Raw genomic sequence first — 17,328 nt, 5'->3', positions numbered from 1 at the left:
CATGAATGCACGGTGTGGTCAAGGTGCGTGAAGAAGACCACTCCATCGTGGGGCGGGCCGCCGGGGCGCGTAGCCTCCCTACTTATGAGTACGCACGCCTCTGACCCCTTGGCCGCCCTCAGTTCCCTGCCGGGCGTCGCCGACGCGGTGGACTCCGTACGCAAGGCCGTCGACCGGGTCTACGGCCACCGCGTGATGCGCCGCCGCAGCAACGAGATCTCCTCCGAGGCGGCGCTGCGCGGGGCGCGCGGCTCGGCCGCCCTGTCCGGCGCCGACTGGGCCCTGGAAGAGGTCCGGCGGCGCACCGACTTCAGCGCCGACGCCGAGGCCCGCACGGTCGGCGCCGCCCTGCGCCTCGGCGCGGAGGCCGGCCAGCTCCTCTCCATCTGGCGCCAGTCGCCGATGCGGGTACTCGCCCGGCTCCACCTGGTCGCCGCGGGCGACACGGGGATCTCGGGCGACACGGGTTTCGCGGTCGGCTCGGGCGGTGCCGACAGCTCGGCCGACTCGGTCGGGCGCCCCCGGCTGGACGGCGAGGCGGTCGACGAGCCGCTGATCGAGGCGCCGCTGCCGCTGCCTTCCGAGGTGGCCGGCCGTCTCGAAGGGCTTTCGGAGCTGATCGTCGCGGGCGGCGAGGCCCCGGCGCTCGTGACGGCCGCGGTGGTGCACGGCGAACTCCTCGCACTGCGCCCCTTCACCTCGTATAACGGCCTGGTCGCGCGGGCGGCGGAGCGGATCGCGCTGGTCGGCAGTGGCCTCGACCCCAAGGCGATCTGCCCGGCCGAGGTCGGCCACGCCGAGCAGGGGCGGGCGGCGTACCTCGCCGCGTTCGAGGGGTACCTGTCGGGCACCCCGGAGGGCGTGGGTGCCTGGATCGCGCACTGCGGACGCTCGGTCGAGCTGGGAGTCCGGGAGTCGACGGCCGTCTGCGAGGCGCTCCAGCGCGGCGCGGCCTGACGCGGAATCCGGTTCCGCTTCTGGTTCCGCTTCCGGGGGCCGGACCGGTTCCGATACGGGAGCGGTCCGGTCCCGGAACCGCTCCCGGCCCGGCTCCAGTTGCGATCCAGAGTCGGGCCGGAAACGGGTTGCGGCGGCACCAGGTCTGGTACCGCCGCTGGCACGTCTACCCAGTTACCATGCGTCCTCGATAAGTGCCCATCAGGCCGGGAACTTTGCCCTTGGCCTGGTGCGGCTGGCCCGTAATCGACGGGTCGACGTCGCGTGGGTGCTCGGCTTCTGTGCTAGGTCCGTGGGGCCTTCATGCTCAACAGGTGATCCTCTCGGATGTCCTCGGTCTCGCGGGCCTGATTCCTTTCTACTCCTGTCGGCGGGGAAGCGAAAGTGCTGGCTCCGCTTCTTTCCGTATTGCTCAAATCCGGGCAAAGTCGCCGGCGAGGCGATGGGCGAGCGCGGCCTGGCGGCGCCGGGAGGCGTACCAGACGAGTCCGGCCGCCGCCGCCGCGCCCACGGCCGCCGCCGCGACGAGTGCGGGCCGGGGCGGCATCCGGAATTCCGGCAGTCGCTGCTTGAGGCGCACCGGCTTGTCGAAGGAGAGGACCGGCCATTCGCGCGCCGTGGCCTCGCGGCGCAGCGTCCGGTCGGGATTGACGGCGAACGGGTGGCCGACGGCCTCCAGCATCGGGATGTCGGTCGCCGAATCGCTGTAGGCGTAGCAGCGGGAGAGGTCGTACCCCTCCGACTCCGCGAGCTCGCGGACGGCCTCGGCCTTCGTCGGCCCGTAGGCGTAGTACTCCACCTCGCCGGTGAAGCAGCCGTCCTCGCCGACCACCATCCGGGTGGCGACGACGCGGTCGGCTCCGAGCATCTCGCCGATCGGCTCGACGACCTCGGCGCCCGACGTGGAGACGATCACGACGTCGCGGCCGGCGGCGTGGTGCTCTTCGATGAGGGAGGCGGCCTCGTCGTAGATGATCGGGTCGATCAGGTCGTGCAGGGTCTCGGCGACGAGCTCCTTGACCTGGGCGACGTTCCAGCCTTTGCAGAGCGCGGAAAGATATTCGCGCATCCGCTCCATCTGGTCGTGATCGGCTCCGCCCACCAGGAACACGAACTGGATGTAGGCCGTCCGCAGGGCGGCGCGGCGGCTGATCAGTCCGCCCCGGTAGAAGGACTTGCTGAAGGTCAGCGTCGAGGACTTCGCAATGACCGTCTTGTCCAGGTCAAAGAAGGCGGCTGTGCGCGGCAAGGAGTGGTTTTCCACAAGCCAGAGCATAGGTGCCCGCCATTCGGCGTACGCTGGGGCGCGTGGGTTTGCCTGAGAAGGCTCTCGGGTACACCATGGAAGTCACGGATCGTTCGCGACCGTGCTAACCCGGTCCGGCTCCTCCCCCCCCGAGTCGGCCGGAAAGACGACCCCCGCTCTCCCCCCCGGCGGGGGTCGTCGCATGTCCGGAGCCGTTTTGGCCCTCCGCGTCATCGTCGACTCCTCTCTCCTTGTGCCTCGGCCGCGATCCGGCCGGTCTGCCGTCGAGCACTCGATTCATCACTCAGAGTAACCGGCAGGATGCGTTCCGGGGAGTCCCCGGAGGGGTGGCCCGGATATTCACAGGGCCTTGGTTATCCACAGTTTTTCGGTGAGATCTCCAAGATTTCCCGCATGGCCCCACGGTGATTCCTGTCGCGAAGTTCGCGGACGACAGGAATCACGAGAGGGGTGGGTGCCGTGAAGGGAACAACTACTTCCGGGGCCGGAGCCGGGGGCGCGGCGAGGGCTGCGGGGAGGACTTCGGGGAGCACGGCGGCGCCGGGCGGGACGGACGAGGCGCGCCGCGCCGGTCCGCTGATCGTCACCGAGGACCTCGCGCTCCTCGACGACCTCCTCCGGCTGTGCGCGGCGGCCGGAGTCGAGCCCCAGGTGCACCACCGGGTGCCGGAGCGGCGGGCGAGCTGGACCGACCCGCCGCTCGTCCTGGTCGGCGACGACGCGGCGGCCCGCTGCCGGGCGGCGGCGCGTCGTCCGGGAGTCGTCCTCGTCGGCCGCGAGCAGGACGATCCGGGGGTCTGGCGACTGGCCGTCGAGGTCGGCGCGGAGTGCGTGCTGCGGCTGCCGGAGGCCGAGAGCGTCCTCGTCGACCGCATCGCCGACGCGGCGGAGGGCGTGGGGCGGCAGGCGCTGACCGTCGGGATCGTCGGCGGCCGGGGCGGCGCCGGTGCCTCCACCCTGGCCTGCGGCCTCGCGCTGGCCGCCGCGCGGACCGGGCGGCGCACCCTGCTCGTCGACGGCGACCCGCTGGGCGGGGGACTCGACGTGTTGCTCGGCGGCGAGCGGGAGGACGGCAGACGCTGGCCCGACTTCGCCGCCTCGAAGGGACGGCTCGCCGGCGGCGCCCTGGAGGAGTCCCTGCCCGCCGTGCGCGGTGTGCGGGTGCTCAGCTGGGGCAGGGAGCCCGCGGCGCCGGTGCCGCCCGAGGCCGTGCGGTCCGTGCTCGCCGCCGCACGCCGCCGCGGCGGGGTCGTCGTGGTCGACCTGCCGCGCGGGACCGACGAGGCGGCCACCGAGGCCCTGGCCCAACTCGACCTCGGGCTGCTCGTCGTCCCGGGGGAGCTGAGGGCCGTCGCGGCGGCCCACCGGGTCGCCTCGATCCTCGGCATGGCCGTGCGCGACCTCCGGGCCGTGGTCCGCGGGCCGTACGCGGCGGGGCTCGACGAGCGCTGGGTCGCCGACGCGCTGCGGCTGCCGCTCGCCGGTGAACTCCCCTACGACCCGGGGATCGTCGCCGACCAGGACGCGGGCGTACCGCCGGGCGCGGAGCCCCGCGGGGCGCTCGGCCGGTTCTGCGCGGCCTTCTGGGAGCGCGCCCTCGCCCCCGGCGGTGCGGCATGACCGGGCCCGACGCCGCGGGTGGCGGCGGGTTCGGGGCCGGCGGGGCGGGGCTGCTCGACGCCGTGCGGCAGCGGCTCGCCGCGAGCGGCGCCGAACCCACGCCGGCGCGGGTGGCGGCGGCGCTGCGGGCCCAGGGGCGGCTCCTCGGCGACGCGGAGGTGCTCGGCGCGGCCGATCGGCTCAGGTCCGAACTGATCGGGACCGGGCCGCTGGAGCCGCTGCTCGCCGATCCGGCGGTCACCGACGTCCTGGTCTCGGCGCCCGACCGGGTGTGGGTGGACCGGGGCACCGGGCTCGAACGGGCCCCGGTGTCTTTCCCCGACGCGACCGCCGTCCGCAGGCTCGCGCAGCGGCTCGCGGCGGTGGCGGGACGCAGGCTCGACGACGCCCGGCCCTGGGTGGACGCGCGGCTGCCCGACGGCACCCGGATGCACGCGGTGCTGCCTCCGGTGGCGGTCGGCTCGACCTGCCTGTCGCTGCGGGTCGTGCGGCCACGCGCCTACTCCCTGGAGGAGCTGGCCGAGGCGGGCACCGTGCCGCCGGGCGGCGACCGGGTCCTGCGGGCGCTGATCGACGCCCGAGTGTCGTACCTGGTCAGCGGCGGCACGGGGACGGGGAAGACCACCCTGCTCGCCTCCTTGCTGGGTCTCGTGGGGGAGCGCGAGCGGATCGTGCTCGCCGAGGACTCGGCGGAGCTGCGACCGGACCACCCGCACGTGGTGCGGCTGGAGGCGCGGCCCCCGAACCAGGAGGGCGCCGGTCTCGTGACCCTGCGGGACCTGGTCCGCCAGGCGCTGCGGATGCGGCCCGACCGACTGGTGGTCGGCGAGGTCAGGGGCGGTGAGGCCGTCGACCTGCTCGCCGCCCTCAACACAGGCCACGAAGGCGGCTGCGGGACTCTCCACGCCAACACCGCGGCGGACGTACCGGCCCGTCTTGAGGCGCTCGGGACGGCGGCCGGGCTCGACAGGGCGGCCCTGCACAGCCAGTTGGGCGCCGGCCTGTCCGTGGTGCTCCACCTCGTACGGGACCGGGACGGGCGGCGGCGGATCGCCGAGATCCATGTCCTGGAGCGGGACCGGGACGGGCTCGTACGGACGGTTCCCGCGCTGCGGTGGGGTGCGGCCGGATTCGAGCGGGAGCGGGGCTGGGAGCGGCTGCGGTCGCTGATCGGAGGCGGGACGTGGTGATCGTGGAGCTGGTGTCGGTACGGGCCGTGGCGGAAGGGGCGGCGGTCTTCTGCGCGGGGCTCGCCCTGTGGTGGCTCGTCGAGTGGCGGCGCGGGACCGTCCGCGCCCGGGCGGTGCTCGCGGGCGCCGTCCTGGACGAGCCGGGAGAGCGGGACGGGCGCCGCGTGGGGTGGGCGGCGGCCGCGCGGTGGCGGGCCTTGGTCCGGGGCCGGCGCGCATGGCTGTGCCTGCCGGTGGCGGGGGCGGTGGCGCTGCTGGGCGGGTCGCCGCTGCCGCTGCTCGCCGGGGTGGTCGCGGTGCCGCTGGTGGCGCGGCGGCTGCGGGCGGCCGAGCGGCGGAAGGAGCGGGAGGCGCGCGCAGAGCGGGTCGTGGCCCTGTGCGGGGCCGTCTCCGGTGAGCTGAGGGCCGGGTGGCAGCCCGCGCAGGCCCTGTCCTTCGCGGCCCGGCAGACGGGCGCCCTGGGCGACGAGGAGGCGGTGGTGCTCGCGGCGGCCCGGTTCGGCGGGGACGTGCCCGAGGCGCTGCGGCGGGCGGCCGGGCGGGACGGCGCCGACGGGCTCGCCGGCCTCGCGGCCTGCTGGCAGGTGGCCGTGGACGGTGGTGCGGGTCTGGCCGCCGGGCTCGACCGGCTGGAGGCGGCCCTGCGGGACCACCACGAGCAGCGGGAGCGGCTGCGGGCCGAACTGGCCGGGGCCTGGGCGACGGTCACGGTCCTCGCGGTGCTGCCGGCGGCCGGGCTCGCCCTCGGCTCGGCCCTGGGCGCCGATCCGCTGCGGGTGCTCCTGCACACGCCGGCGGGCCTGGGGTGCCTGGTCGTGGGCGGTGCGCTGGAGGCGGCCGGGTTGTGGTGGGCCGCGCGGATCGTCCGGGGAGGGGAGCGGGCATGACGGAGGCCCTTCGGATCGCGGCGCTCCTGATCCTGGTGATGGTGCTGTGCGCGCAGGCCGTCCGGGAGGTGGTGCGCGAGCGGCGGGCGCGCGGGGTGCGGCGCCGGGTGGAGAACCTGCTGGCGACGCCCGCGCCACGGCCCGGGAAGCGGGTGGCCCGGAAGGCCGGCGGCGGGTGGCCGACCCGGGGGAAGCGCTGGGCGGTGCCGCTCGCGGCGGCGCTCGTCGGCTGGGCGCTGCTCGGCGGGCTCGGCGGCCTGGGCGCGGGGGCCCTGGCGGTCTGCGGGGCGCGCTGGAGACGAGCCGTCCGGAAGCGGTCGGCCGCCTCGTCCGGCGGCGAGGCGGCGGCTCGTCACCTTCCGCTCGCGGCCGATCTGTTGGCCGCTTGCGCCTCCGCCGGGGCGGGTCCGGGAGAGGCGGCGGAGGCGGTGGGCAGGTCGCTCGGCGGCCCGCTGGGCGAGCGCCTGACCCGCACTGCGGCCGAACTTCGGCTCGGGGGTGAACCGGCCGAGGTGTGGCGGAGGTTCGGGGCGATACCGGGCGCCGAAGGGCTGGCCCGCTGCATGGAACGGGCCGGTTCCTCGGGCGCGCCCGCAGCGGAGGCCGTCGCCCGGCACGCGGCCGGCCTGCGGGCGGGCCGCGCCCGGACGGCCGCGGCCCGGGCGCGCCGGGCACAGGTGCTGATCAGCGCACCCGTGGGGCTCTGCTTCCTGCCGGCGTTCCTGGCGGTGGGGGTGGCGCCCGTGGTGATCGGGCTCGCGGCGGGACTGATGGATCGATGAACGCGACGACAGGGCGAGACGAGGAGAAGGAGATCGGCATGACGGACAAGACGGCGGCGACCCGTTCGGCGAAGGGCGCGGCGATGGGCGCGGGGAAGTGTGCGGCGATGGGCGGGGTGAGGGGCGCGGTGAGTGGGTGGTGGCGGGTTCGGCGGCGGGGCGCGCGGTCCGACACCGGGATGACGACGTCCGAGTACGCGGTCGGCACGATCGCCGCGGCGGCCTTCGCGGCCGTGCTCTACAAGATCGTGACGAGCGGGACCGTCTCGGGAGCGCTCGAGTCGATGATCGGCAAGGCCCTCGATGCGCCGTTCTGACCGGGGGTTCGTGACCGTGGAGGCGGCGATGGTCCTGCCCGTCCTCGCACTGTTCGCGGTGACCCTGCTCTGGGCGCTGGCCGCGGCCGGCGCCCAGATCCGGTGCGTGGACGCGGCGCGGGCCGGGGCCAGGGCGGCGGCCCGCTCCGAGCCGGTCGCAGCCGCCGAGGGGGCCGCCAGGGCCGCCGCGCCCGAGGGGGCCCGGGTGTCGGTGACGCGGTCGGGGGAGCTGTGGCGGGTGACGGTGGAGGTGGCGGCCCCGGGCCCCGGGGGCATGGGAGTGACCTTGCGGGCGGGCGCGGCGGCTCTCGCGGAGGACACGGTGGGCGAGGGCCTGGAGAGCGGGGGCCCGCCGTGATCGCGGGCAGCAGGGCAGGTCGGGCTGTCCGGGCCGGTCGTGCAGTCCGGGCAGGTCGGGCCGGTCGGGGCGACGGGGCCGGCTGGGGCGACGGGGCCGGTCGGGGCGATCGGGGGGTGGCGACCGTGTGGACGGCGTTCGCGGCCTGTGCCTTGTGTGTGGTGTTCGGGGCGGTGCTCGCCCTCGGGCAGGCGGTGGCGGCCCGGCATCGGGCCGGGGGTGCCGCCGATCTGGCCGCCCTCGCCGCGGCCGACCGGGCCCTGTGGGGCGCGTCCGAGGCGTGTGCCGCCGCTTCCCGGGTGGCCGCCGCGCAGGGCACCGAGCTGCTGCGGTGCGTCGTGCGCGGCGAGCTCGCCGAGGTGACCGCGCGGGTGGCGCACGGCCCGTACCGGCCGGAGGTCAGCTCTCGGGCGGGGCCTCCGGGGCTTCCGGGGCCTCCCGCAGGAGTTCCGTGAGGAGCCGGACCGCGCCGCGCTTGTGCAGCGGATCGTTGCCGTTGCCGCACTTCGGGGACTGGACGCAGGAGGGGCAGCCCGCCTCGCACTCGCAGGAGGCGATGGCCTCGCGGGTCGCCGTCAGCCAGGCCCTGGCCGTGTGGAAGGCGCGTTCGGCGAACCCCGCGCCGCCCGGGTGACCGTCGTACACGAAGACGGTCGGCAGGAGCGTGTCGGGATGGAGGGGGACGGAGACGCCGCCGATGTCCCAGCGGTCGCAGGTGGCGAAGAGCGGCAGCATGCCGATGGAGGCGTGCTCGGCGGCGTGCAGGGCGCCCCCGAGGATCTCCGGGGTGATCCGGGCGGCGTCGAGCTGGTCCTCGGTGACCGTCCACCACACGGCCCGGGTGCGCAGGGTGCGGGGCGGCAGGTCGAGCTTGGTCTCGCCCAGCACCTCGCCGGTGATCAGACGGCGGCGGAGGAAGGAGACGACCTGGTTGGTGACCTCGACGGAGCCGTAGCAGAGGCGGCCGGCTCCCCAGGGGATCTCGGTGTCGGTTTCGAGGACGGAGACGGAGGTGGTGTCGCGGGCGGTGGTGGAGTACGGCGGGACGGCCTCCTCGACGAGGGCCACGGAGTCCTTCAGGTCGAGCTCCCGCACCAGATAGGTGCGGCCCTGGTGGAGGTGGACGGCGCCCTCGTGGACGGCGGTGTGGGAGGCGGCCTCGTCGACCGTGCCGAGCAGGCGGCCGGTGCCGGCCTCCACGATCCGGACGGGGCTGCCGCCGCCGCCCCGGATGTCGGTGAGGTCGGCCGCCCGCTCGCGGCGGGTCCAGTACCAGCCGGTGGACCGGCGGCGCAGCAGTCCGGCGCCCTCCAGCTGGGGCATCAGGCCGGGCGATGCCGGGCCGAAGAGCGTCAGGTCCGCGTCGGTCAGCGGGAGCTCCGCGGCGGCGGCGCACAGATGGGGGGCGAGGACGTAGGGGTTGTCGGGGTCGAGGACGGTCGACTCGACCGGTTGTTCGAAGATCGCTTCCGGGTGGTGGACCAGGAAGGTGTCCAGCGGGTCGTCCCGGGCGACGAGGATCGCGAGGGCGCCCTCGCCCGAGCGGCCGGCGCGACCCGCCTGCTGCCACAGGGAGGCCCGGGTGCCCGGGTAGCCGGCGATCACGACGGCGTCCAGGCCGGAGACGTCCACGCCCAGCTCCAGGGCGGTCGTGGCGGCCAGGCCGAGGAGCTCGCCGGAGTGCAGGGCCCGCTCCAGGGCGCGGCGCTCCTCGGGCAGGTAGCCGCCCCGGTAGGCGGCGACCCGGCGGGCCAGGGCGCGGTCGGTCTCGGCGAGCCGTTCCTGGGCGATCACCGAGATCAGTTCGGCGCCGCGCCGGGAGCGGACGAAGGCGACCGAGCGCACGCCCTGCCGGGTCAGGTCGGTCAGCAGGTCGGCGGTCTCGGCGGTGGCGGTGCGGCGTACGGGAGCGCCGCGCTCGCCGTGGAGCTCGGTCAGCGGCGGCTCCCACAGGGCGAACACCAGTTCGCCACGCGGGGAGGCGTCGTCGGAGATCTCGGTGACCGGCAGCCCGGTGAGGCGGCCGGCGGCGAGGGCGGGTTCGGCGGAGGTGGCCGAGGCGAGGAGGAAGACGGGATCGGAGCCGTACCGGGCGCAGATCCGGCGCAGGCGGCGCAGCACCTGGGCGACGTGGGAGCCGAAGACGCCCCGGTAGGTGTGGCACTCGTCGATCACGACGTAGCGCAGGGCGCGCAGGAAGGAGGACCACCTGGGGTGGGAGGGGAGTATGCCCCGGTGCAGCATGTCGGGGTTGGTCAGCACGTAGTTCGCGTACTGGCGGACCCACTCGCGCTCCTCGACCGGGGTGTCGCCGTCGTAGACGGCGGGGCGGATCCGGGTGCCGAGCGGGCCGGCCAGTTCCCGTACGGCGCGGCGCTGGTCGGCGGCGAGGGCCTTGGTGGGCGAGAGGTAGAGGGCGGTGGCCCCGCGACCGTTGGGGGCCTCCGCGCCGTCCAGGAGGGTCGTGAGGACCGGGGCGAGGTAGGCGAGCGACTTGCCCGAGGCGGTTCCTGTGGCGATCACCACTGACTCGCCGTTCAGAGCGGCCTCGGCGGCCTCCGCCTGGTGGGCCCAGGGGTGCTCGATCCCGGCCTCCTGGATCGCGCTGATCACCTCGGGACGGATGAGGTGCGGCCAGACGGCATGACGGCCCTCCCGGGCGGGCATGTGCTCCGTATGAGTGATGCGCGCGGCCCGACTCTCGCCCGCGGAGAGCCGGGCGAGGACCACGCCGGGGGAGGGGCGACTGCCCGTGTCCCCGGCTGGACGACGGGGGCGCTGATTCTTGGCCATCGGCACCGAGTGTGTCACTGCCAGGACGGACAATGCTTCCAAGGCGTCGTGCATGACAGCCGGTAAGTGATTGAATGCCATTGCGGCTGGCGATCAGTTCCCTGGCTCCGCCTGGGAGGCCCGAGGGGGCGATCGCCCGATAGCAAGGTGCTGGAGGATCCGTGGACCTGTCCCTGTCGACTCGCAATGTGTCCGGCGCTGGTGGTGACCGTACGGTCGTCGAGGTCGGTGGCGAGATTGATGTGTATACCGCGCCCAAGCTGCGCGAGCAGTTGGTCGAGTTGGTGAACGACGGCAGCTACCACCTGGTTGTCGACATGGAGGGCGTGGACTTCCTCGACTCCACCGGCCTGGGTGTGCTCGTCGGTGGTCTGAAGCGCGTCCGCGCGCATGAGGGCTCGCTGCGTCTGGTCTGCAACCAGGAGCGCATTCTGAAGATCTTCCGGATCACGGGGCTCACCAAGGTGTTCCCGATCCACACGTCGGTCGACGAGGCCGTCAACGCGGTCGACTGACCCAGGGGGATCGCATGGCCACCGTTGAACTCCGATTCAGCGCTCAGCCCGAGCACGTCCGTACGGCCCGCCTGGTGGCGGCCGCGGTCGCCCGCAGGGCCGGAGTGGACGAGGCGGTCCTCGACGAGGTGCGTCTCGCCGTCGGTGAGGCCTGTTCCCGTGCGGTCGGGCTGCATCGCAGCAACGGCGTCACGACCCCCATCAGGGTCGTGCTGACCGAGGAGGAGAAGACGTTCTCCATCGAGGTCGGCGACGAGGTGCCGGGCGCGGGCGTGGCGGCGGCGGATGCCGCCGGTGTGCCCGGTGCGCGGTCCTCGGCCCCGGCCGACGACTTCGACGACGCCGACGGTAAGGACGAGATGGGTCTCGCGGTGATCCGCGGGCTCGTCGACGACGTCGAGGTGAGCGCCGGCGAGGACGGCGGCACCATCCGCATGAGCTGGCCGACCAGCCCGGCGGATGTCCTGTCCTGACGCCGCCCGACCGGTACACGTACGACGAGAAGAGGCCCCGCCCTGTGCGGGGCCTCTTCTCGTTGCCCGAAAGGGCGCATCCGCTTGGTGCATCCGCGCGGTGGCTCGACAGGGTCCCCGTTCGTGCCGGTTTGCCTCCCTATGATCCGTCCCCATGGACCCCACTTCGCTCGCCGCGGCGGTGCTCACGAGCGGGAACCGGACGATCGTGGTCGTCGTCGCGGCCGTCGCCCTCGGCGCTCTGGTCGTCGCGCAGCTCCTCGTCCGCCAGGTGCTCGCGGCCGGCGAGGGCACCGAGAAGATGAAGGAGATCGCCGCCGCCGTGCAGGAGGGCGCGAACGCCTATCTCGCGCGGCAGCTGCGTACCCTCGCCGTCTTCGCGGTCGCCGTCTTCTTCCTGCTGATGCTGCTGCCCGCCGACGACTGGTCGCAGCGCGCGGGACGGTCCCTGTTCTTCCTGGTCGGGGCGTTGTTCTCGGCGGTCACCGGATACGTCGGCATGCGCCTCGCCGTCCGGGCCAACGTGCGGGTCGCCGCGGCGGCCAGGGAGGCCACCCCGGCGCCCGGCGAACCGGAGAAGGACCTCACCGAGGTCGCGCACCGGGCCATGCGGATCGCCTTCCGTACGGGCGGGGTCGTCGGCATGTTCACCGTCGGCCTCGGACTGCTCGGCGCCTCCTGCGTCGTCCTCGTCTACGCCGCCGACGCGCCGAAGGTCCTGGAGGGTTTCGGGCTCGGCGCCGCGCTCATCGCGATGTTCATGAGGGTGGGCGGCGGGATCTTCACCAAGGCCGCCGACGTCGGCGCCGACCTGGTCGGCAAGGTCGAGCAGGGCATTCCCGAGGACGACGCCCGCAACGCCGCCACCATCGCCGACAACGTGGGCGACAACGTCGGCGACTGCGCGGGCATGGCCGCCGACCTCTTCGAGTCGTACGCGGTGACGCTGGTCGCGGCGCTCATCCTCGGCATGGCCGCCTTCGGCGACTACGGCCTCGCGTTCCCGCTGATCGTGCCGGCCATCGGCGTGGTCACGGCGGTGATCGGCATCTTCGCGGTCGCCCCGCGGCACGCCGACCGCAGCGGGATGAACGCGATCAACCGGGGCTTCTTCCTCTCGGCGGCCATCTCGCTCGTGCTGGTGGCCGTCGCCGCCTTCGCGTACCTGCCGTCCTCGTACGCCGAGCTGACGGGCGTCACCGAGCCCGGCATCCCCGGCCACGGCGGCGATCCGCGGGTGCTCGCCCTCGTCGCGGTCGCCATCGGCATCGTCCTCGCCGCGCTCATCCAGCAGCTCACCGGCTACTTCACCGAGACCGGCCGCCGTCCCGTGCGGGACATCGGCAGGTCCTCGCTCACCGGACCCGCCACCGTCGTCCTCGCGGGCGTCGCCCTCGGCCTGGAGTCCGCCGTCTACACGGCCCTGCTGATCGGGCTCGCCGTCTACGGCGCGTTCCTGCTCGGCGGCGCCTCGATCATGCTGGCGCTGTTCGCGGTCGCCCTCGCCGGGACGGGCCTGCTCACCACCGTCGGCGTGATCGTCGCCATGGACACCTTCGGCCCGGTCTCCGACAACGCGCAGGGCATCGCGGAGATGTCCGGGGACGTCCGCGGCGCGGGCGCGCAGGTCCTCACCGACCTCGACGCCGTGGGCAACACGACCAAGGCCATCACCAAGGGCATCGCCATCGCCACCGCCGTCCTGGCGGCCGCGGCGCTCTTCGGCTCCTACCGGGACGCCATCGCGACGGCGGTCGCCGAGGCCGGCGGGATCGGCGCGATCGGCGGCGCGGCGGACCTGCTGACGCTGTCGATGGACATCTCGCAGCCCAACAACCTCTTCGGGCTGATCCTCGGAGCGTCGGTCGTGTTCCTCTTCTCCGGGCTCGCGATCAACGCGGTGTCCCGGTCCGCCGGTGCGGTGGTGTACGAAGTGCGGCGGCAGTTCCGCGAGCACCCCGGGATCATGACGTACACCGAGAAGCCCGAGTACGGGCGGGTCGTCGACATCTGCACCAGGGACGCGCTGCGCGAACTCGCCACGCCCGGGCTGCTCGCCGTGACGGCCCCGATCGCGGTCGGCTTCGCGCTCGGTGTCGGCCCGCTCGGCGCGTACCTCGCCGGGGCGATCGGCACGGGCGCCCTGATGGCGGTCTTCCTCGCCAACTCCGGTGGCGCGTGGGACAACGCGAAGAAGCTGGTCGAGGACGGCAACCACGGCGGCAAGGGCAGCGAGGCGCACGCGGCGACCGTCATCGGGGACACGGTCGGCGACCCCTTCAAGGACACGGCGGGACCGGCGATCAACCCGCTCCTGAAGGTGATGAACCTGGTCGCGCTGCTGATCGCCCCCGCGGTCGTGAAGTTCGGTTACGGGGACGACGCCAGCGACGGGCTGCGGGCGGCGGTGGCCGGTTTCGCGGTCCTCGTCGTGGTCGTCGCGGTGCGCTTCTCCAAGCGGCGTTCGGTGACCGTCTCCTGACGTGTCGTCCGTCTCATTCCCCGGGCGCCGGAGGTGTCCGGGGAGGCTTCTCCCTTGGTTCAAATGACTGCAATGTGGGATGAATCCCTCCCACGAAAGGTGGAAGTAGCCCGTTCGGCGTGTATGTTCCGGGGCCGAGAGCCTTGGAAGGGACCGATCCGGTGAACAAGAAGCTTGCGGCCGCACTGTCCGGCGGTGCGGTACTGGTGCTCGCGCTGTCCGGTTGCAGCGACGACGAGGGCAACAAGGTGGAGGACTGGGCGAAGACGTTCTGCGACCAGGCGAAGCCTCAGATCCAGAAGCGGGCCAACGCCCACCAGATCATCATCTCGACGGCCGCCGACAGTAAGCCGGCCGAGATCCAGGCCGCCGACTCGAAGGCGTTCCAGGACATCGCCGACGCCGACCGCGCCCTCGCCAAGGCCGTCGAGGCCGCCGGTGCCCCGCCCGTCGAGAACGGCGAGAAGGTCCAGCAGGACGCGATCAAGGAGCTCAACGCCACCGCGGTGGCCTACATGGGCCTCAAGAAGGAGGTCGACGCGCTGGACCCGAACAACCAGCAGAAGTTCGCCGACGGCCTCCAGAAGGTCGCCGACGGGCTGACCAAGATCGAGAAGATGGACCAGGCGGCGCTGGCCAAGCTGGAGGAGGGCGAGCTGGGCCAGGCGATGGCCAAGCAGCCCGGCTGCCAGAAGCCCACCGCCTCGGTCCCGCCGAAGACCTCCGGATCGGCCACGGCCTCGCCGAAGGCCGGCTCGACCTCCTCGGACAAGGGCGCGGACGCGGGCTCGGGTTCGGGCGCGGACTCCGACGCGGACTCCGACGCCGACCCGGGCTCCTCGGGGCCGAGCAAGAAGGCCTCCGCCAAGCCCTCCCAGAAGTCCTCCCCGAAGTCCTCGGAGTAGGTCTTCCCCACCCCGGCGGCGGCGATCGGCCGTCCGCCGCCGGGTCGGCCGCCCGGATGTCGGTGGCGGCCGTCACAATGGGATCCGTGAGTACGACCAGCCTGCCTCCCCGCCTCCCGGTGCCCGCGCACGCCGACCGTCTGCGCGAGGCCCTGCTCGCCGCCGACTACACCGCCGACGGACTGCTCGACCTGCTCGGCGCCCCCGCCTACGCGGCGCTCGCCCGCAGCGAGACCGTGCCCGCCCTGCGCGCCACCCGCGGCGACTCGCCGCTGGAGACCCTCGTCCGGCTCTTCCTGCTCCAGCGGGCCGTCCCGTACGGGAGCGCCGCCGCCGCGCTCCCGCTGGACGAGGCCCTCGCCGACGGCTGGGTGATCCACGAGGACGACGCCGTGCTCGCCACGGTCGACGTCCGGCCCTACGGAGGCGAGGACGGCGGAAACTGGTTCATCGTCTCCGACCTCGGCTGCGCCGTCGGCGGCGCCGGCGGCATCGGGAAGAAGGCCGAGGGCGTCGTCCTCGGCGTCGGCGGCGCCTCCACCACGCTCGCCGGGATCACCGTCCGTACGCCGGTGTCCTCCGCGCTCGACCTCGGCACCGGCTCCGGCATCCAAGCGCTGCACGCCGCCCAGCACGCCACCCTGGTCACCGCCACCGACCTCAACCCGCGCGCCCTGGACTTCACCCGGCTCACGCTCGCCCTCTCCGGGGCCCGCGAGGCCGAGCTCCTCGAAGGCTCGCTCTTCGAGCCGGTCGACGGCGACACGTACGACCTGATCGTCTCCAACCCGCCGTTCGTCATCTCCCCCGGCGCCTCGCTCACCTACCGGGACGGCGGCATGGGCGGCGACGACCTGTGCCGCACGCTCGTGCAGCAGGCGGGGGAGCGGCTCAACGACGGCGGATACGCCCAGTTCCTCGCCAACTGGCAGCACGTGGAGGGCGAGGACTGGCAGGAGCGGCTGCGGGCCTGGGTGCCGCGCGGCTGCGACGCCTGGATCGTGCAGCGCGAGGTCCAGGACGTCACCCAGTACACCGAGCTCTGGCTGCGGGACAGCGGTGACCACCGCGGCGACCCGGACGCGTACCGCCTGGCGTACGGGCGCTGGCTCGACGAGTTCGAGGCCCGCAAGACCAGGGCGATCGGCTTCGGCTGGATCACCATCCGGCGGAACGCCGCGGTGGAGGCCGGCGAGACCGAGCCCTCGATCCTGATCGAGGAGTGGCCGCACCCGGTCGAGCAGCCCCTCGGCGACACCATCCGCGCCCACTTCGCGCGCCAGGACTACCTGCGGACCCACGACGACGCCGCGCTCCTCGCCGACCGCTTCACGCTCGCGCCCGAGGTGATGCAGGAGCAGGTCGGGCTGCCGGGCGCCGAGGACCCCGAGCACGTCGTGCTCCGGCAGAACCGGGGCATGCGCCGCGCCACCAAGGTCGACCACGTCGGCGCCGGGTTCGCCGGCGTGTGCGACGGCACCCTCAGCGCCGGCCGCATCCTCGACGCGATCGGGCAGCTGATGGGGGAGGACCCGGTCATACTGCGGGACCGCACCCCGCAGGCGATCCGGCTGCTCGTCGAGGAGGGCTTCCTGCTGCCCGTCGGGGAGACGCCCGGGGAGTACGGAGAGTTCGGGGAGCACGGGGAGTTCGGCGGGGAGAGCCGCGCTTGATACGGATCGAGCTGGACGAGGCCTCCCTCGGGGCGACCAGGATCGCGATCAGCCCGCTGCGGGACGCGTTCTGTTCGATGCACCTCGCGCTGCCGCACCGCCACCCGTCCTGGCCGTACCAGGAGTGGGTCGGGCAGGCGCGCGAGGTGTGGCGGGAGGACGACCGGCTCCGCCCCCTGTGGGAGCTGTTCGCCGTGGGACGGGCCGAGGTCTCCGACTTCCTGCTGCCCCGGCCGTTCGGCACGGTCCACGTCCACGAGGAGCTGGCCGCGCTCCGGGCCACCGACCCGGAGTTCGTCCGCGCCCAGGCCGCCGTCTGCTATCCCGGCATGGACGACGCGCCCTTCCTGCAGCCCTATCTGAAGGAACCGGAGGCGGCCTGCGCGGCGCTCGCCGACGCGTACGCGGCCTACTGGGAGGCTGCGGTCGAGCCGTACTGGCCGACGATGCGGCGGCTCGTCGAGGACGAAGTGCTCGTCCGGGCCAGGACGTTCGCGACGGAGGGCGTCGACGCGCTGTTCGCGGGCCTGGAGACGCGGGGGCGATGGCAGCCCCCCGTACTCGAACTGACCAAGTACATCGACGCGGAGTACGCGCCCGGGGAGCGGCGGCTCGTGCTCGTGCCGCTGGTCTTCGCCGAGGGCTGCCGGCTGTACTCGACGGACGACCCCGAGGTGTTCGCGCTCAGCTTCCAGGCCCGGGGCGCCGCCGCCCTGCGCGAACCGCCCGAGCCCGTCGCCGAGGACCGGCTCGGCCTGATGCTCGGCCGGGGCCGCGCGGCGGTCCTGCGCGAGCTGGGCGGGCCGCTCACCACGGCCGGGCTCGCCGACCGGCTCGGCCTCGCGCCCAGCACCGTCTCCGAGCACCTGTCGGTGCTCTCGGAGGCCGGTGTCGTCACGCGGCACCGCGTCGGGCGCTCGGTGTACTACCAGCTCACGGACACCGGCCGTTCGCTGCTCGCACTGCTCGCCGGGGAGGGCGTGCTGCGCGCGGTCGCCTGAGCCGTCGCCGCGGAGGCGGGGCGGGCCCGGGCCGGGCCGGGGGCCTGGGCGACGGTTCGAGGGCTCGGGCGACGATTCGAGGGCTCGGGCGACGATTCGGGGGCTCCC

At 74.1% G+C, this 17,328-nt stretch carries 16 protein-coding genes; 14 read left to right on the top strand and 2 right to left on the bottom strand.

What is annotated here, in order from left to right; genetic code table 11:
* The first annotated feature begins 84 nt into the window (after window positions 1–84).
* Window positions 85–957, top strand: a complete 873-nt coding sequence (locus ACFC0G_RS25425; protein ID WP_376407001.1) for an oxidoreductase — start codon at window positions 85–87, stop codon at window positions 955–957.
* Window positions 958–1,369: 412 nt separating this feature from the next.
* Here ACFC0G_RS25425 and ACFC0G_RS25420 read toward each other — a convergent pair whose 3' ends face one another.
* On the bottom strand, window positions 1,370–2,233 hold the full coding sequence (locus ACFC0G_RS25420) for an HAD family hydrolase (RefSeq protein ID WP_376406999.1): 864 nt from the start codon (window positions 2,231–2,233) through the stop codon (window positions 1,370–1,372).
* 567 nt (window positions 2,234–2,800) lie between these two features.
* On the opposite strand from ACFC0G_RS25420, the gene ssd reads away from it, so the two are divergent.
* From ssd to ACFC0G_RS25385, 7 genes are all read left to right on the top strand, one after another.
* A complete protein-coding gene (gene ssd, locus ACFC0G_RS25415; RefSeq protein WP_376407222.1) occupies window positions 2,801–3,844 on the top strand; it encodes a septum site-determining protein Ssd in 1,044 nt (347 codons plus the stop codon).
* Window positions 3,841–5,034: a TadA family conjugal transfer-associated ATPase gene (locus ACFC0G_RS25410; RefSeq protein ID WP_376406997.1), complete on the top strand. Its 1,194-nt coding sequence runs from the start codon at window positions 3,841–3,843 to the stop codon at window positions 5,032–5,034. The genes ssd and ACFC0G_RS25410 overlap by 4 nt, the downstream gene beginning before the upstream one ends.
* The gene (locus ACFC0G_RS25405) at window positions 5,028–5,921 is read left to right on the top strand and encodes a type II secretion system F family protein (RefSeq protein WP_376406995.1); all 894 of its coding nucleotides are present in this window, start codon (window positions 5,028–5,030) and stop codon (window positions 5,919–5,921) included. Before ACFC0G_RS25410 ends, ACFC0G_RS25405 begins: the two co-directional genes overlap by 7 nt.
* Entirely contained in the window at window positions 5,918–6,703 is a 786-nt protein-coding gene (locus ACFC0G_RS25400) for a type II secretion system F family protein (RefSeq protein ID WP_376406993.1), read from the top strand. The genes ACFC0G_RS25405 and ACFC0G_RS25400 overlap by 4 nt, the downstream gene beginning before the upstream one ends.
* Window positions 6,704–6,810: 107 nt before the next feature.
* Entirely contained in the window at window positions 6,811–7,020 is a 210-nt protein-coding gene (locus ACFC0G_RS25395) for a DUF4244 domain-containing protein (RefSeq protein WP_376407220.1), read from the top strand.
* On the top strand, window positions 7,007–7,378 hold the full coding sequence (locus ACFC0G_RS25390; RefSeq protein WP_376406991.1) for a TadE family type IV pilus minor pilin: 372 nt from the start codon (window positions 7,007–7,009) through the stop codon (window positions 7,376–7,378). Before ACFC0G_RS25395 ends, ACFC0G_RS25390 begins: the two co-directional genes overlap by 14 nt.
* A gap of 116 nt (window positions 7,379–7,494) precedes the next feature.
* Complete coding sequence (locus ACFC0G_RS25385; RefSeq protein WP_376406989.1) at window positions 7,495–7,833, top strand: Rv3654c family TadE-like protein; 339 nt, start codon at window positions 7,495–7,497, stop codon at window positions 7,831–7,833.
* Here ACFC0G_RS25385 and ACFC0G_RS25380 read toward each other — a convergent pair.
* Window positions 7,778–10,252, bottom strand: coding sequence for a DEAD/DEAH box helicase (locus ACFC0G_RS25380; protein ID WP_376406987.1), 2,475 nt, complete (start codon window positions 10,250–10,252; stop codon window positions 7,778–7,780). The genes ACFC0G_RS25385 and ACFC0G_RS25380 overlap by 56 nt on opposite strands.
* 80 nt (window positions 10,253–10,332) lie before the next feature.
* Between ACFC0G_RS25380 and ACFC0G_RS25375 the strand changes: the two genes are divergently transcribed.
* From ACFC0G_RS25375 to ACFC0G_RS25350, 6 genes are all read left to right on the top strand, one after another.
* Window positions 10,333–10,686, top strand: a complete 354-nt coding sequence (locus ACFC0G_RS25375) for an STAS domain-containing protein (RefSeq protein ID WP_015034520.1) — start codon at window positions 10,333–10,335, stop codon at window positions 10,684–10,686.
* Window positions 10,687–10,700: 14 nt separating this feature from the next.
* Window positions 10,701–11,159 carry an ATP-binding protein gene (locus ACFC0G_RS25370; protein ID WP_376406985.1) on the top strand — a complete coding sequence of 153 codons (459 nt, stop codon included), beginning with the start codon at window positions 10,701–10,703 and terminating at the stop codon, window positions 11,157–11,159.
* 154 nt (window positions 11,160–11,313) lie between these two features.
* Window positions 11,314–13,641: a sodium-translocating pyrophosphatase gene (locus ACFC0G_RS25365; RefSeq protein WP_376406983.1), complete on the top strand. Its 2,328-nt coding sequence runs from the start codon at window positions 11,314–11,316 to the stop codon at window positions 13,639–13,641.
* Window positions 13,642–13,802: 161 nt separating this feature from the next.
* Window positions 13,803–14,546 carry a small secreted protein gene (locus ACFC0G_RS25360; RefSeq protein WP_376406981.1) on the top strand — a complete coding sequence of 248 codons (744 nt, stop codon included), beginning with the start codon at window positions 13,803–13,805 and terminating at the stop codon, window positions 14,544–14,546.
* Between the two features lie 86 nt (window positions 14,547–14,632).
* Window positions 14,633–16,219, top strand: a complete 1,587-nt coding sequence (locus ACFC0G_RS25355) for a methyltransferase (RefSeq protein ID WP_376406979.1) — start codon at window positions 14,633–14,635, stop codon at window positions 16,217–16,219.
* On the top strand, window positions 16,216–17,220 hold the full coding sequence (locus tag ACFC0G_RS25350; RefSeq protein WP_376406977.1) for an ArsR/SmtB family transcription factor: 1,005 nt from the start codon (window positions 16,216–16,218) through the stop codon (window positions 17,218–17,220). The genes ACFC0G_RS25355 and ACFC0G_RS25350 overlap by 4 nt, the downstream gene beginning before the upstream one ends.
* Window positions 17,221–17,328 lie beyond the last annotated feature (108 nt).

The sequence above is a fragment of the Streptomyces sp. NPDC056169 genome, assembly GCF_042268445.1.
GTDB lineage: Bacteria > Actinomycetota > Actinomycetes > Streptomycetales > Streptomycetaceae > Streptomyces.
The sequence above is the reverse complement of the archived record's forward strand: the minus strand, read 5'-3'. Positions and strand labels throughout refer to the sequence as shown.

Excerpts from the sequence above, each read along its gene's own strand:
- ACFC0G_RS25425 (WP_376407001.1), top strand. The coding sequence starts at position 85 with ATGAGTACGCACGCCTCTGACCCCTTGGCCGCCCTCAGTTCCCTGCCG.
- ACFC0G_RS25420 (WP_376406999.1), bottom strand. The coding sequence starts at position 2,233 with ATGCTCTGGCTTGTGGAAAACCACTCCTTGCCGCGCACAGCCGCCTTC.
- ACFC0G_RS25410 (WP_376406997.1), top strand. The coding sequence starts at position 3,841 with ATGACCGGGCCCGACGCCGCGGGTGGCGGCGGGTTCGGGGCCGGCGGG.
- ACFC0G_RS25400 (WP_376406993.1), top strand. The coding sequence starts at position 5,918 with ATGACGGAGGCCCTTCGGATCGCGGCGCTCCTGATCCTGGTGATGGTG.
- ACFC0G_RS25395 (WP_376407220.1), top strand. The coding sequence starts at position 6,811 with ATGGGCGGGGTGAGGGGCGCGGTGAGTGGGTGGTGGCGGGTTCGGCGG.
- ACFC0G_RS25390 (WP_376406991.1), top strand. The coding sequence starts at position 7,007 with ATGCGCCGTTCTGACCGGGGGTTCGTGACCGTGGAGGCGGCGATGGTC.
- ACFC0G_RS25380 (WP_376406987.1), bottom strand. The coding sequence starts at position 10,252 with ATGGCATTCAATCACTTACCGGCTGTCATGCACGACGCCTTGGAAGCA.
- ACFC0G_RS25370 (WP_376406985.1), top strand. The coding sequence starts at position 10,701 with ATGGCCACCGTTGAACTCCGATTCAGCGCTCAGCCCGAGCACGTCCGT.
- ACFC0G_RS25365 (WP_376406983.1), top strand. The coding sequence starts at position 11,314 with ATGGACCCCACTTCGCTCGCCGCGGCGGTGCTCACGAGCGGGAACCGG.